Genomic DNA, 14,826 nt, shown 5'->3' with positions numbered 1-14,826 from the left:
TGCGCTAGCGTGGCGATCATGGAGGCACCTGCGGATCCACGGGCCCGGCGACTCTTCGGGGGCAGCGCCCGGGCGCTCGGCGACCTGGCCGCCGGCCCGTTCCGGGCCGACCGGGACCGGATCGTCGGCTCGCCGTTCTTCGCCCGGCTGAACGGCGTCACCCAGGTGATCAGTCCCGGCGGCTCCGGGCTGCTGGTGCACAACCGGCTCACGCACAGCCTGAAGGTGGCCCAGGTGGCCCGCGCGATCGCCGAACGGCTGACCGCCGACCCGGTGCACCGGGACCTGCTGGAGAAGCTGGGCGGCTGCGACCCGGACGTGGTCGAGGCCGCCGCGCTCGCCCACGACCTCGGACATCCGCCGTTCGGGCACCTGGGGGAGCGGGTCCTCGACCGGCTGGCACGGCAGCGGCTCGGGCTGCCGGACGGCTTCGAGGGCAACGCCCAGTCGTACCGGATCGTCACCAGCACCGAGATCCGTGGTGCCGCGACCACCGGGCTGGACCTGACCGCCGCGGTCCGGGCGGCGATGCTCAAGTATCCGTGGACCCGGCTGGACCACCCCGACCCGCATCCGCGACACCTCGACCCGGCGCCCCGGGGCGCCGCCCCGCCGCCCGACGACCCGGAGAGCGGATCGTTGAAGTTCGGCGCGTACCGCACCGAGCTGGACGACCTGAGGGCGGCCCGGGAACCGTTCGCCGGGCGGATCCCGGACTGGCAGCAGACGCCGGAGGCGTCCGTGATGGACACCGCCGACGACATCGCGTACGCCATCCACGACGTGGAGGACTTCTACCGCGTCGGGGTGCTCCAGCAGGGCGCGGTGGCCGCCGAGCTGATGGCCTGGCAACGCGAGTGCGGGCACCTGCGGTCGATCACCGCCTCGGCGCTGGACACCGTGGGCCGGCGGCCCGGAGCGGCGATCGAGCGGCTGCGCCGGCAACTGCACCGCAAGGACGGCTGGATCGCCGACGACGAGGCGTTCGCCGCGGCGGTCGAGCACGTCCGCGAGGAACTGGTGGAGGGGCTGCTGGCGCTGCCGTTCGACGGCTCGATCGAGGCGGAGCAGTACGTCGCCCGCTTCTCCGCCCGCTGGTCCACCCGCTTCGTGGACGCCATCACGGTGACCCCGGAGCCGGACGTCCGCTCCGGGTACGTGCTGCTGGGCAAGGCGCAGTGGCACGAGGTGCAGGTGCTCAAGTTCGTCCACCACCGGTTCGTGCTGGCCCGTCCGGACCTGGCGCTGCACCAGCGCGGCCAGGCGCGGCTGCTGGACACGCTGGTGGAGGCGCTCTGGGAGTGGCTGCTCGACCCGGAGGAGGAGTCCCGGCTGCCCCGCCGGCTGCACGACCTGGTCGAGCTGGCCGAGGCGGAGCTGCACCCGCGTACCCCGGACCGGATCGGTCGGGCCCGGGGCCGGGCCATCGTCGACTTCGTCGCGCAGCTCACCGACGGTCAGGCGGTGGCGATGCTGGACGCGCTGTCCGGGCGTTCCGGCGCGTTGTGGACCGACGCGTTCGTGCTCTGAGTCGCCCCGGGGCGACCTCCGCGGCTCAGGCGATTGCCTGCCACCAGCCGTCCACCGCCGGCGGCTCGTCCACCACGACCCGCTCGCCGGGGCGCGGCACCGCCAGCCGGACGCCCCGCGCCTTCGCCTCGGCCCAGAGCCGGTCCACCGGCTCCGACCAGTCGTGCAGGGCCAGGTTGAACGTGCCCCAGTGCACCGGCACCAGCAGCTCGCCACGGACGTCGAGGTGGGCGGCGACCGCCTCCTCCGGGAACATGTGGATGTTCGGCCAGGCCCGGTCGTATGCGCCGATCTGCATGAGCGTGACGTCGAACGGGCCGTGCTCGGCGCCGATCGCGGCGTAGCCGTCGAAGTAGCCGGAGTCGCCGGTGTAGAACACCTTCCGCCGCGCGCCGGCCACCACCCAGGAACTCCAGAGCGTGCCGTCGCGGCGCAGCCCACGCCCGGAGAAGTGCTGCGCGGCGGTGGCGGTGAGCGTCACGCCGCCGACCCGGTGGCGCTCCGACCAGTCCAGCTCGACGATGCGGTCCGCCGGCACGCCCCACCGGTCCAGGTGCGCGCCGACGCCGAGCGGCACCAGGAACGGCGCGGACTGGTGGGCCAGCAGCCCCCGGACCGTCGCCATGTCCAGGTGGTCGTAGTGGTCGTGCGAGATCAGGATGGCGTCGAGCCGGGGAAGCTCGTCCAGGCGGACCGGCGGCTCGTGGATGCGTCGCGGGCCGACCAGCGCCGACGGCGAGCACCTGTCGCTCCACACCGGGTCGAGCAGGACCCGGTGACCCTCGATCTCCACCAGCGTGGAGGCGTGGCCGTACCAGATCACGTTCAGCTCGCCGGCCGGGTCGGCGGGCACGGTGTCGGCCGGGCGCAGCAGCGGCACGGCGCTGCCGGGGCGCCGCTTCTGCTTGCCGAAGATCAGCTCCCGGACCAGGTTGCGACCCGGGTCGGCGACCATGGTGGCGTTCGTGCCGGTCGGGTTGTGGAACGTGCCGTCGCGGAACCTCGGTGACCGGGCGGCGCGTTCCGCCCGGGCCCCGGTGAGCCGGCCACCGAGTTGGGCCGGCACGTCGCGCGCCGCCCACGCCAGCCCGGCCACGGCGGCCAGCCCGGCGATCCGCCACCCCCGCCCGCCGTCTGCCGTGCCCGGCTCACGCTCCGCTGGTGCCCGCATGTTCGTCCCTCCGCCGTGTCCCGCAGTACACGGTAGCCACCACCGCGCCCATCCGTGGAACGACGGGCGTGGGGACGACTCAGCTCAACCGGCGCCGTACCGCCGACCCGACCGCCGCGGTCGCCCCGCCCACGGTCCGGACCGCCCGCGACAGGTCGGGCAGCCACCCGCCCCGGACCGCCTCGCCGGCCGGATGGGGCGTGAACACCACGCCCTCGGTCGGCGGCACGGGCCGGCCGGTGAGCCCCCCGAGCCGCATCAGCGGGCCGACCAGGACGTCGTAGACGGCCGGCAACGCGGTGAAACCGACCCGCATGACCAGGTTGATCCGCCCCACCGAGATCTCCCGGCGGGGCCTGTCGGCGCAGTGCGCGATGGCCCGGGCCACCCGCTCCGGCGTGGTGATCGGCAGCGGTGGCCGGCCGATCCGTCCCAGGTAGTTCGCCGCCTGCTGGTAGACCGGGGTGTCCACGCTGCCGGGGGTGACCAGGCAGATGTCGACCCCGGGCAGGTCCCGGGACTCCTGCTGCAACGCCCGGACCAGGCCGTGCAGGCCCCACTTGCTGGTGACGTACCCGCTCATGTACGGCGCGGTGATGTGACCGAGCACGGAACCGGTGAGGATCAGCGTGCCCGCGCCGGCCTGCTTGAAGTGCCGCAGCGCCACCCGCGCCACCCCGGCGGAGCCGAGCAGGTCGGTGCGGACCACCTGCTCGAAGACCTCCGCCGGGGTTTCCTCGAAGCGCCCGTACGCCATCACGGCGGCGGTGTGCACCCAGACGTCGACGCGGCCGAACTCGGCGACCGCGGTCGCCGCCAGCGCGTCGAGCGCGTCCGGCTCGGTGACGTCGGTCGGCACCGCGCGCACGTCGGCGGCGCCGGCGTCGGCGCACTCCCGGCGTACCTGGTCGAGGGTTTCGGGGGCGCGGGCCGCGAGGACCAACCGGTCCCCGCGGCCCGCGAACTCCCGGGCCGCCGCCCGGCCGATCCCGCTGGTCGCGCCGGTGACGACCACCGTCCGGGTCACGGTGCGAGCACGACCTTGACGCAGCCGTCCGCCTTCTTCTGGAACATCTCGTACGCCTGCGGCGCCTGCGCCAGCGGCAGCCGGTGGGTACGCAGGTCCTCGACGCCCAGCGGGTCGTCGTCGCCCTCCAGCAGCGGAATGATCTCGTCGACCCAGCGGCGCACGTGGCACTGGCCCATCCGCAACTGGATGCCCCGGTCGAACATCTCCATCAGCGGCATCGGGTCCTGCTCACCGCCGTACACCCCGGAGATCGAGACGGTGCCGCCGCGCCGGACCGCCTTGAGCGCGGCGTGCAGCACCACCAGCCGGTCCACGCCCGCCTTGTCGGTCATGGTCTGGGCCAGCTTGTTCGGGAGCAGCCCGGCGGCGGTCTGCGCGATCTTGCCCAGCGGCGCGCCGTGCGCCTCCATGCCGACCGCGTCGATCACCGCGTCCGGGCCGCGTCCGTCGACCAGGTCGATGAGCGCGCCGGGCACGTCGTCGAGCTCGGTGACGTCGAGCACCTCGATGCCGTGCCGGCGGGCCATCTTCAGCCGCTCCGGCACCAGGTCCAGGCCGATCACCCGACCGGCGCCGAGGTGCCGGCCGATCCGGGCGGAGAACTGGCCGACCGGGCCGAGGCCGAACACGGCCAGCGTGCCGCCGGGCGGGGTGTCCGCGTACTTCACGGCCTGCCAGGCGGTGGGCAGGATGTCGGAGAGGTAGAGCCAACGCTCATCCGGCCCGGTGTCGGGGATCTTGATCGGGCCGAACTGGGCCTGCGGCACGCGCAGGTACTCGGCCTGGCCGCCCGGGACCGAGCCGTAGAGCGAGGTGTAGCCGAACAGCGACGCGCCCTTGCCCTCGGCCGTCACCTGGGTCGTCTCGCACTGGGCGTAGAGCTGCCGCTCGCACATCCAGCAGTGCCCGCAGGAGATGTTGAACGGGACGACCACCCGGTCGCCCTTCTTCAGCCGGGTCACCCCGGAGCCGACCTCCTCGACGATGCCCATCGGCTCGTGGCCGAGGATGTCGCCGGGCTTCAGGTACGGCCCGAGCACCTCGTACAGGTGCAGGTCGGAACCGCAGATGGCGGTCGAGGTGATCCGGACGATCGCGTCGGTCGGCTCCTCGATCCGGGGGTCCGGGACGTCCTCGACGCGGACGTCACGCTTGCCTTGCCAGGTCAGTGCCTTCATGCCTGAATGTCCCTCCTCGGTGCCGTCCGTGGGACTGCTACCCGCGCAGAGTGACTTGAACCGGCGCGGCCGGGCAGGGCCGGTAGCCCGGGACGCGGAGACGCCGACCGCCGCGCCCCTCGGGGAGCGCGGCGGTCGGGTGGCACGTCGGGTCAGGAGCCGGGGGTGCCGGCCCGCTTCGTGGTCGCCTTGAGGTAGTCGCGGTTGAGGCGGCCGATGGTGTTGAGCGGGATGCCCTTCGGGCAGGCCGACGCGCACTCGCCGATGTTGGTGCAGCCGCCGAAGCCGGCCTCGTCGTGCGCGTCCACCATGCCGATCACCCGGGTGTAGCGCTCGGGCTGACCCTGGGGCAGCAGCGAGAGCTGGGTGATCTTGGCGGCGGTGAACAGCATGCCGGAGCCGTTCGGGCAGGCCGCGACGCAGGCGCCGCAGCCGATGCAGGCGGCCGAGGAGAACGCGGCGTCGGCGTCGTCCTTCGCCACCGGGGTGGAGTGCGCCTCCGGGGCGCTGCCGGTCGGCGCGGTGACGTAGCCACCGGCAGCGATGATCTTGTCGAACGCGTTCCGGTTCACCACCAGGTCCTTGATGACCGGGAAGGCCCGGGCCCGCCAGGGCTCGATGTCGATCGTGTCGCCGTCGGAGAACTGCCGCATGTGCAGCTGGCAGGCGGTGGTGCCGCGCTGCGGGCCGTGCGCCTCACCGTTGATCATGAGGCTGCACATGCCGCAGATGCCCTCACGGCAGTCGTGGTCGAACGCGACCGGCTCCTCGCCGTCGAGGATCAGCCGCTCGTTGAGCACGTCGAGCATCTCCAGGAAGGACATGTCCGGGGACACGTCCGGCACCGGGTAGGTCACCATCCGACCCTTGTCCTCGGGGCCCGTCTGGCGCCAGATGCGCAGGGTCAGGTTCACTTGTAGCTCCGCTGCGAGGGGTGGACGTATTCGAAGGTCAGGTCTTCCTTGTGCAGCACGGGCTCGCCGGTGCCGGTGTACTCCCAGGCGGCCACGTACGCGAACCGGTCGTCGTCGCGCTGCGCCTCGCCGTCCGGCGTCTGGTACTCGGCCCGGAAGTGCCCGCCGCAGGACTCCTCGCGGTGCAGGGCGTCGATGCACATCAGCTCGGCCAGCTCGAAGAAGTCGGCCACCCGGCCGGCCTTCTCCAGCGACTGGTTGAGCCCCTCACCGTCGCCCGGGACGCGGACCCGCTGCCAGAACTGCTCGCGCAGCGCCCGGATCTCGGCGATCGCCTTGCGCAGACCGGCGTCGGAGCGCTCCATGCCGCAGTGCTCCCACATGATCTGGCCCAGCTCCCGGTGGAACGAGTCCACCGTCCGGTCGCCGTCGACCGCGAGCAGCCGGGTGATCCGGTCCTCGACGTCGGTCCGCGCCGCGACCGCCTCCGGGTGGCTGGCGTCGACCTTCTCCATCGGGTTGGCGGCCAGGTAGTTCGCGAGGGTGCTCGGCAGCACGAAGTAGCCGTCGGCCAGGCCCTGCATGAGCGCCGAGGCGCCGAGCCGGTTCGCGCCGTGGTCGGAGAAGTTCGCCTCGCCGATCACGAACAGGCCGGGGATGGTCGACTGGAGGTCGTAGTCGACCCAGAGGCCGCCCATCGTGTAGTGCACGGCGGGGTAGATCCGCATCGGCACCTCGTACGGGTCCTCGCCGGTGATCCGCTCGTACATCTCGAAGAGGTTGCCGTACTTGGCCTCGATGGCCTTGCGGCCGAGCCGGTCGATGGCGTCGGCGAAGTCCAGGTAGACGCCGAGACCGGTCGGGCCGACGCCACGCCCCTCGTCGCACACGTTCTTGGCGGCGCGGGAGGCGATGTCGCGGGGGACCAGGTTGCCGAAGGACGGGTAGATCCGCTCCAGGTAGTAGTCCCGCTCGTCCTCGGGGATGTCCCGCGGGCCGCGCTCGTCGCCCTTGGCCTTCGGCACCCACACCCGGCCGTCGTTGCGCAGCGACTCGCTCATCAGGGTCAGCTTCGACTGGTGGTCGCCGGAGACCGGGATGCAGGTCGGGTGGATCTGGGTGTAGCACGGGTTCGCGAAGTACGCGCCCTTGCGGTGCGCCCGCCAGGAGGCGGTCACGTTGCAGCCCTTGGCGTTGGTGGAGAGGTAGAAGACGTTGCCGTAGCCGCCGGAGGCGAGCACCACCGCGTCCGCCATCTCGGTGCTGATCTCGCCGGTGACCATGTCGCGGACCACGATGCCGCGCGCCCGGCCGTCGACGACCACCAGTTCGAGCATCTCGTGGCGGGCGTTCATCTCCACGTTGCCCAGGCCGATCTGCCGTTCGAGGGCCTGGTACGCGCCGAGCAGGAGCTGCTGACCCGTCTGCCCCCGGGCGTAGAAGGTGCGCTGCACCTGCGCGCCGCCGAACGAGCGGGTGTCGAGCAGGCCGCCGTACTCGCGGGCGAACGGGACGCCCTGCGCGACGCACTGGTCGATGATGTTGACCGAGACCTCGGCCAGCCGGTGCACGTTCGACTCCCGGGAGCGGAAGTCGCCGCCCTTGACGGTGTCGTAGAAGAGGCGGTGCACCGAGTCGCCGTCGTTGCGGTAGTTCTTGGCGGCGTTGATGCCGCCCTGGGCGGCGATCGAGTGGGCCCGGCGCGGGCTGTCCTGGTAGCAGTAGGACTTGACGTGGTAGCCCTGCTCGGCCAGCGTCGCGGCGGCGGAGCCGCCGGCCAGGCCGGTGCCGACCACGATCACGGTCAGCTTCCGGCGGTTGGCCGGGTTGACCAGCTTCATCTCGAAGCGGTGCCGGTCCCACCGGGTCTCGACCGGGCCGTCCGGGGCCCGGGTGTCGGCGATCGGGTCGCCCTCGGTGTACAGATCCATGTCAGGCCACCAATCCGGTGAGTACGGCGAACGGGACCACCAGGTAACCGGCGCAGAGCACGACGGCGAAGACGAGCGCGGCGGTACGGGCCCGGCGCTCACCCCGTGGCGTCTGCTGGCCGAGGCTGCGGAACGCGCTGAACGCGCCGTGCCGCAGGTGGAAGCCGAGGGTCACGATGGCCAGCGCGTAGAAGAGGGTGACGTACCAGCGCTCCGGGGCGAAGTCGGCGACCACGTTGCCGTACGGGTTGGCCGGGTCGCCCTGCGGGTTCAGGTGACCGGTGGTCAGGTCCAGGATGTGGTAGATCACGAAGAGCAGGATGATCACACCACCCCAGCGCATGGTGCGGGCCGCGTAGTTCACGTGGATCTTCCGTCGGTGCGCGTACGCCACCGGGCGGGCGGCCCGGGCGCGCATCGCGAGCACGGTGGCCGCGCCGATGTGGGCCAGCACCGCCACGGTGAGGACGGTGCGCTGGATCCACAGGTACCAGGTGGTGGGCAGCAGCGGCGTGCCGAGGTCCCGCAGCCAGTGCGCGTAGTGGTCGAACGACGTCTCGCCCGTGAAGATCTTCAGGTTCCCGAGCATGTGCACGATCAGGAACAGCACCAGGAGGATGCCCGTCACCGCCATGACGGCCTTGAGGCCGACGTTGGAGCGGATGGGCGACCGAGTTTTCGTGATTACCACACGACCGACGCTAGGAGCAGTTCAATCAGGCGTCCAATGCATCAAAATCGCAGTCTTGATAGCCGTAGGCTATGTAGATGCAGCTCCATCAGCTCCGGTACTTCGTCGCGGTCGCAGAAGTACGACATTTCACCCAGGCGGCCGACGTCGTCGGCATAACGCAGCCCTCGTTGAGTAAGCAAATTCACGCACTGGAGGCCGACCTCGGGGCGTCGCTCTTCGAGCGGGTAAGGGGCAACATCACGCTCACCACGGCCGGCGAGGTGCTGCTGCCGCTGGCCAAGCGGATCCTCGCCGACGTGGACACCGCGACCCGCGAGGTGCAGGAGCTGGTCGGGCTGCGCCGGGGGCGGGTCCGGCTCGGGGCCACGCCCAGCCTGGCCACCTCGCTGGCGCCGCCGGTGCTGCGCCGGTTCCGCGACGCCCATCCCACCGTCGACCTGCGTGTGGAGGAGGGCGGCTCGCAGGATCTCGTCCGCGACATGCTCCGCGGCGACCTCGACCTCGCGCTGGTCATCATGCCCTCCGGTGGCGCGGATCCGGGGCTGCGCGTCGACCCGATCCTGCGGGAGAGCCTGGTGGTCGCGTCGGTCGACCCGCTGCCGGGCGTCTCGGCCGGCGGCGAGCTGCGCATCACCGACCTGCGGGACCAGCCCCTCGTCATGTTCCGCGAGGGCTACGACCTGCGCGACGCCACGCTCCAGGCCTGCCGGGCGGCCGGCTTCGAGCCGACCCTGTCGGTGGACGGCGGGGAGATGGACGCCGTGCTCAGCTTCGTCGAGGCCGGGCTCGGCGTCGCGCTGGTGCCCGGCATCGTGGTGGCCCGCCGGCCCGGCATCCGGGTCACCCGGCTCGCGCCGCCCGGCGTGCGACGCACCATCGCGGTGGCCCGCCGCCGGGACGTGGTGCCCACCCACGCCGGCCGCGAGCTGCGCCGCATCCTCCTGGAGTACGTGCACGACGCCACCGACGGCGACCACCTGCCGCCCGGGGTGGAGCCGTTGGCCTAGGTGGCGGCGGCCGTGGGCCAGGTGCGCAGCAGGGCGTCGACGGCGTCCAGGAGCCGCGCCCAGCTCTCCGGCGGAGCCGGCGGGCTGTGGTCGAAGCCGCCCCCCATCTCCAGCCCGACGAAGCCCTGGAAGACGCTGCCGAGCAGGCGGACGGCGTGCGTCTGGTCCGGCTCGGGCAGGTGGTAGCCGCGCAGGATCGCCCGCATCATCTGGGCGTGCCGGACGCCGGCGCTGCCGGCGGCGGTCGCTGGATCGAGCCGTGACTGGGCCGCCGCCCAGCGGCCCGGGTGCTCGTGGGCGTAGTCGCGGTAGGCGTTCGCGAAGGCGGTCAGCGCGTCCTTGCCGGCCCGCCCGGCGAGCGCGTCGGCGGCGCGGTCGGCGAGTTCGCCGAGCGCGAGCAGCGCGATCCCGGTCCGCAGGTCCTGGGAGTTGCGGACGTGCGAGTAGAGGCTGGCGACCGTGACGTCGAACCGTCTGGCCAGCGCCGAGACGGTCACCTGGTCGAAGCCGGCCTCGTCGGCCAGCTCCGCCCCGGCCTGGAGCAGGCGCCCCCGATTGAGTCCCGCACGTGCCATGAGTCTCCTCTCACCTAGACTCATTATGCCTTTGCCTAATACCTTTAGGAAAATTACCCTCGGTTCTATGACCCCGTTGACCGAATCCGAGATCCGCGCCGCCTTCGTGAACTGCACCAAGGGCGAGGCGAAGCGGATGCACGTGCCGCGCGACCTCGACGCCCGCCCGTGGGCCGACCTCGACTACCTCGGCTGGCGAGATCCCCAGGCACCCGACCGGGCCTATCTCGTCGCCACCGTGGACGGCCGCCCGACCGGCCTGGCCCTGCGCCGCCCCAGCCCCGAGCCCCGGCAGCGGCGCCGCAACATGTGCTCGGTGTGCCTGACCAATCCGGCCGGCGGCGTCAGCCTGATGGTCGCGCGCAAGGCGGGCAAGGCCGGCCAGCAGGGCAACTCGGTCGGCGTCTACCTCTGCGACGACCTCGCCTGCTCGCTGTACCTGCGCGGTCGCAAGGACGCCGGCCCCGGCGCCCGCCTACCCGAGTCCCTGACCCTGGAGCAGAAGATCGACCGCACCCTCGCACACCTCACCGCCTTCATAACCCGCGTCACCACCTGACCCCCGCCCCCGCCCCCGTTGATCTTGCACTTGTCGCCCCGGCAAATGGTGCGAATGCCCCGGTTCGGGGGCACCAAGTGCAAGATCGACGGGGCGGGGAGGGCGGGGAGGGGTCAGCGGGCCTCGGCGTCGTCCATGGCGCGGTAGATGCGTTGTTCGGAGACGGGGTACGGGGTGCCGAGGGCCTGGGCGAACACGTTCACCCGCAGCTCCTCGATCATCCAGCGGATCTGGCGGGCCGCTGTCGAGCCACGCCGGGCCGGCGGCAGCGCGGCCAGCATGTCCTGGTACTCCTTCTGCACCACGGCGATGCGGTCCTGCTGCTGTTTGTCCCGCTGCGGATTGCCGGGCAGCCGGTCCAGCCGGCGCTCGATCGCGGTCAGGTAGCGCAGCAGGTCGGGCAGGCGGGCGTAGCCGGCCTCGGTGAGGAAGCCGGCGTGCACCAAACCGGTGAGCTGGGCGCGGATGTCGGCGAGGGCGGCCACCACGGCCAGGTTGCGGGTGGCGCCGAGCCGCTGCTCCACCGCGTACGAGGCAGCCAGCACCTGCCGGGCCCGGGCCATCACCTCGACCACGGTGTCGACCAGGTCGGCGCGGACCCGCTCGCGCAGCGCGGCGAAGCCGTCGGCGTCCCAGGCCGGACCGCCCGCGTCCGCCATCAGCTTGTCGATGGCGGCGCCGGTGGCGTCCTCGATCAGCGCCGGCACCCCGCCGTGCGGGTTGCGGGACAGCGCCAGCTTCGCCTCGTTGCTCAGCCGACCCTGGAGGAACCGCGCCGGCGACGGCAGCGTCAGCCGGAGCAACCGGCGGGTGCCGGCCCAGTGCGCGGCCTCCTGCTCGCCGGCGGAGTCGAACACCTTCACCCCGACGGTCGCGCCCTCGTCCACCAGCGCCGGGTACGCGGTCACCGCGAACCCGGCGCGCACCTGCTCGATGGTGCGGGGCAGGCCGCCGATCGACCATTCGGTGAGCCCGCTGCGGGCCACGTCCGGCGCGGCGGCGGCGACGACCTGGCGTACCTCCTGGCGGAGCCGGCGTTGCAGCGCCGGCAGGTCCTTGCCCTCGGCGACCGGTTCGTCGTCGTCGCCGAGCACCCGGAACGTGACCCGCAGGTGCGGCGGCAGCTTGCCCACGTCCCACGCGTCCGGCGGCACGGTCACCCCGGTCATCCGGCGTAGCTGCCGGGTCAGCGCGGCCAGCAGCGGCTCCTCGCCGGGCGTGATGGCGGCCAGCGCCGCCCGCGCGTAGTCGGGCACCGGGACGAAGTTGCGCCGGACCGGCTTGGGCAGCGAGCGGATCAACGCGACGACCAGCTCCTCGCGCAGCCCCGGCACCTGCCAGTCGAAGCTCTCCGCCGGCACCTGGTTGAGCAGCGGCAGCGGGATGTCGACGGTGACGCCGTCGGTGGGCGCGGTCGGGTCGAACGTGTACGTCAGCGGCAGCGTGACGCCGTCGGCCCGCCACTCGTCCGGGTAGTCCTCCTCGTCCACACCGCCGCGGCCGGCGTTGACCAGCAGCTCGCGGGTGAAGGTGAGCAGGTCCGGCTGCTCCCGGCGGGTCTTCTTCCACCAGGTGTCGAAGTGCCGGCCGGAGACCACCTCGGCCGGGATCCGCTGGTCGTAGAAGGCGAAGATGGTCTCGTCGTCGACCAGGATGTCGCGTCGTCGGGCCCGGTTCTCCAGCTCCTCGACCTCGGTCAGGAGCTTCTGGTTGTCCCGCCAGAACTGGTGGTGGGTCTGCCAGTCGCCCTCCACCAGCGCGTGCCGGATGAACAGTTCCCGGCTCAGCGCCGGGTCGATCCGGCCGAAGTTGACCTTGCGGGAGGTGACCAGCGGGATGCCGTAGAGCGTGACCTTCTCGTAGGCCATCACCGCGGCCTGCTTCTTTTCCCAGTGCGGCTCGCTGTAGCTGCGCTTGACCAGGTGCTGGGCCAGCGGTTCGACCCACTCCGGCTCGACCCGCCCGGCGACCCGGCCGAAGAGCCGGGACGTCTCGACCAGCTCGGCGGCCATCACCCAGCGCGGCGGCTTCCGGAACAGCGCCGAGCCGGGGAAGATCACGAACTTCGCGCCGCGCGCGCCGAGGTACTCGTGCTTCTGCGCGTCCTTGAGCCCGAGGTGGGACAGCAGGCCGGGCAGCAGCGACTGGTGCACCTTCGGGGTGTCGATCTCGTCCGGCAGGTCCGCGCCGGCGCCGCGCCGGCCGTCGCCCTTGTCCGAGGTACGCAGCACCTGGCGGACCTGGCTGACGATGTCCTGCCACTCGCGTACCCGCAGGTAGTTGAGGTGTTCGGCCTTGCACATCCGGCGGAACGCGCTGGAGGACAGCTCCCGCTGCTTCTCCCGCAGGTGACGCCACAGGTTCAGGTACGCGACGAAGTCCGACTCCTTGTCGGCGAACCGGGCGTGCGCCTGGTCGGCCTGGGCCTGCTTGTCGGCGGGGCGTTCGCGCGGGTCCTGGATGGAGAGCGCGGCGGCGATCACCACCACCTCGGTGGCGCAGCCGTTGCGTTCGCCCTCGATCACCATCCGGGCCAGTCGGGGGTCGACCGGGAGCTGGGCCAGCCGCCGGCCCAGGGCGGTCAGCCGCTTCGCCGGGTCGGCCTCGGCCGGGTCGAGTGCGCCCAGCTCGTGCAGCAGGTTGACGCCGTCGGCGACGTTGCGCCGGTCCGGCGGGTCGATGAACGGGAACGCGGCGACGTCGCCGAGCCCGATCGCGGTCATCTGGAGGATGACCGAGGCGAGGTTGGTGCGCAGGATCTCCGGGTCGGTGAACTCCGGCCGGGAGTCGAAGTCCGACTCGTCGTAGAGGCGGATGCAGATGCCGTCGGAGGTACGCCCGCAGCGTCCCTTGCGCTGGTTGGCGCTGGCCTGGGAGACCGGCTCGATCGGCAGCCGCTGCACCTTGAGTCGGCTGGAGTAGCGGGAGATCCGGGCGGTGCCCGGGTCCACCACGTACTTGATGCCGGGGACGGTCAGCGAGGTCTCCGCGACGTTGGTGGCGAGCACCACCCGGCGGCCGGCGTGCGGGGCGAAGACCCGGTGCTGCTCGGCGGTGGAGAGCCGGGCGTAGAGCGGCAGGATTTCGGTGCCGAGCAGCGAACGCTTCTGCTGCACCAGTTTGCCGAGCGCGTCGGCGGTGTCCCGGATCTCCCGCTCACCGCTGAGGAAGACCAGGATGTCGCCCGGCCCCTCGGCGGCCAGTTCCTCGACCGCGTCGCCGATGGCCTGGATCTGGTCCCGGACGTTCTCCTCGTCGGCCTCGTCCTCCTCGTCGGCCTCGGTGACCTCGACCAGCGGCCGGTACCGCACCTCCACCGGGTAGGTGCGGCCGGAGACCTCGACCACCGGCGCCGGGTTGCCGTCGGCGTCGGCGAAGTGCTTCGCGAACCGGTCGGTCTCGATGGTCGCCGAGGTGATGATCACCTTGAGGTCGGGCCGGCGGGGGAGGAGCTGCCGCAGGTAGCCCAGGATGAAGTCGATGTTCAGGCTGCGCTCGTGCGCCTCGTCGATGATCAACGTGTCGTACTGCCGGAGCATCCGGTCGGTCTGCAACTCGGCCAGCAGGATGCCGTCGGTCATGAGCTTGACCAGGCTGTTCTCGCCCACCTGGTCGGAGAAGCGGACCTTGTAGCCGACCACGCCGCCCAGCTCGGTGCCGAGTTCCTCGGCGATCCGGTCGGCGACCGTCCGGGCGGCCAGCCGCCGGGGCTGGGTGTGCCCGATCAGGCCGGTGACACCGCGCCCCAGCTCCAGACAGATCTTCGGGAGCTGGGTGGTCTTGCCGGACCCGGTCTCGCCGGCCACGATCACCACCTGGTGGTCCCGGATGGCGTCGGCGATGTCGTCCCTGCGCTCGCTGACCGGTAGCTGCGCCGGGTAGGTGATCGTCGGCACCGCGGCCCGCCGGGCCGCCAGCCGCGCCTCGGCGCGGGCCACCTCGGCCCCGATCTCGGCCAGCGCCGCCTCCCGCCGCTGCGGGTCCCGCAGCTTCCGCGCGCCGTCGAGCCGCCGCTGGAGCCGGCGCTGGTCGCGGAACATCAGGGGGCCGAGTCGGCGGTGCAGGTCGCGGGTGGTCTCGGGAACGGCGGGTACGGCTGGATTCTGCATGTCGTCGCCAAGGATAGGCAGCCGCGCGGCGGACCGCTCCCGGGTTACCGCGCGTGGGCGTGCCGTCCGGGTCCGGCGCCCCGGCCCGGATAGGGTTGCCGCCGACGAGGTCGACGAGGGGCGGGGAT

Annotated in this window: 11 protein-coding genes; 3 read left to right on the top strand and 8 right to left on the bottom strand. The window is 72.3% G+C overall.

What is annotated here, in order from left to right; all coding sequences use genetic code 11:
* Window positions 1–18 precede the first annotated feature (18 nt).
* Window positions 19–1,530: a deoxyguanosinetriphosphate triphosphohydrolase family protein gene (locus tag VKK44_RS18350; RefSeq protein WP_343442327.1), complete on the top strand. Its 1,512-nt coding sequence runs from the start codon at window positions 19–21 to the stop codon at window positions 1,528–1,530.
* 25 nt (window positions 1,531–1,555) lie between these two features.
* Here the strand turns inward: VKK44_RS18350 and VKK44_RS18345 are convergent, their stop codons facing one another.
* The 6 genes from VKK44_RS18345 to VKK44_RS18320 all read right to left on the bottom strand — a co-directional run bounded on the left by VKK44_RS18345 (window position 1,556) and on the right by VKK44_RS18320 (window position 8,388).
* Window positions 1,556–2,701, bottom strand: coding sequence for an MBL fold metallo-hydrolase (locus VKK44_RS18345; RefSeq protein WP_343442326.1), 1,146 nt, complete (start codon window positions 2,699–2,701; stop codon window positions 1,556–1,558).
* Window positions 2,702–2,780: 79 nt separating this feature from the next.
* Entirely contained in the window at window positions 2,781–3,728 is a 948-nt protein-coding gene (locus VKK44_RS18340; RefSeq protein ID WP_343442325.1) for an SDR family NAD(P)-dependent oxidoreductase, read from the bottom strand.
* Window positions 3,725–4,909: a zinc-dependent alcohol dehydrogenase gene (locus VKK44_RS18335; RefSeq protein ID WP_343442324.1), complete on the bottom strand. Its 1,185-nt coding sequence runs from the start codon at window positions 4,907–4,909 to the stop codon at window positions 3,725–3,727. The genes VKK44_RS18340 and VKK44_RS18335 overlap by 4 nt, the downstream gene beginning before the upstream one ends.
* Window positions 4,910–5,061: 152 nt before the next feature.
* Complete coding sequence (locus VKK44_RS18330) at window positions 5,062–5,823, bottom strand: succinate dehydrogenase/fumarate reductase iron-sulfur subunit (RefSeq protein ID WP_343442323.1); 762 nt, start codon at window positions 5,821–5,823, stop codon at window positions 5,062–5,064.
* Window positions 5,820–7,754 (bottom strand): fumarate reductase/succinate dehydrogenase flavoprotein subunit, encoded by a 1,935-nt coding sequence (locus tag VKK44_RS18325; RefSeq protein ID WP_343442322.1) that lies wholly within the window; start codon window positions 7,752–7,754, stop codon window positions 5,820–5,822. Before VKK44_RS18325 ends, VKK44_RS18330 begins: the two co-directional genes overlap by 4 nt.
* Before the next feature lies 1 nt (window position 7,755).
* Complete coding sequence (locus VKK44_RS18320) at window positions 7,756–8,388, bottom strand: succinate dehydrogenase cytochrome b subunit (RefSeq protein ID WP_343447810.1); 633 nt, start codon at window positions 8,386–8,388, stop codon at window positions 7,756–7,758.
* 134 nt (window positions 8,389–8,522) lie between these two features.
* On the opposite strand from VKK44_RS18320, the gene VKK44_RS18315 reads away from it, so the two are divergent.
* Complete coding sequence (locus tag VKK44_RS18315; RefSeq protein WP_343442321.1) at window positions 8,523–9,455, top strand: LysR family transcriptional regulator; 933 nt, start codon at window positions 8,523–8,525, stop codon at window positions 9,453–9,455.
* On the opposite strand, the gene VKK44_RS18310 is transcribed toward VKK44_RS18315, so the two are convergent.
* Complete coding sequence (locus VKK44_RS18310; RefSeq protein ID WP_343442320.1) at window positions 9,452–10,030, bottom strand: TetR/AcrR family transcriptional regulator; 579 nt, start codon at window positions 10,028–10,030, stop codon at window positions 9,452–9,454. The two genes, VKK44_RS18315 and VKK44_RS18310, sit on opposite strands and share 4 nt — an antisense overlap.
* Window positions 10,031–10,097: 67 nt before the next feature.
* On the opposite strand from VKK44_RS18310, the gene VKK44_RS18305 reads away from it, so the two are divergent.
* The gene (locus tag VKK44_RS18305) at window positions 10,098–10,589 is read left to right on the top strand and encodes an FBP domain-containing protein (RefSeq protein WP_343442319.1); all 492 of its coding nucleotides are present in this window, start codon (window positions 10,098–10,100) and stop codon (window positions 10,587–10,589) included.
* Between the two features lie 113 nt (window positions 10,590–10,702).
* Here the strand turns inward: VKK44_RS18305 and hrpA are convergent, their stop codons facing one another.
* Window positions 10,703–14,698: an ATP-dependent RNA helicase HrpA gene (gene hrpA, locus VKK44_RS18300; RefSeq protein ID WP_343442318.1), complete on the bottom strand. Its 3,996-nt coding sequence runs from the start codon at window positions 14,696–14,698 to the stop codon at window positions 10,703–10,705.
* Window positions 14,699–14,826: the final 128 nt, after the last annotated feature.

It is taken from the genome of Micromonospora sp. DSM 45708, from assembly GCF_039566955.1.
GTDB lineage: Bacteria > Actinomycetota > Actinomycetes > Mycobacteriales > Micromonosporaceae > Micromonospora.
Note: the sequence above shows the minus strand (reverse complement) of the source record. Positions and strands in the feature narration are given on the sequence as shown.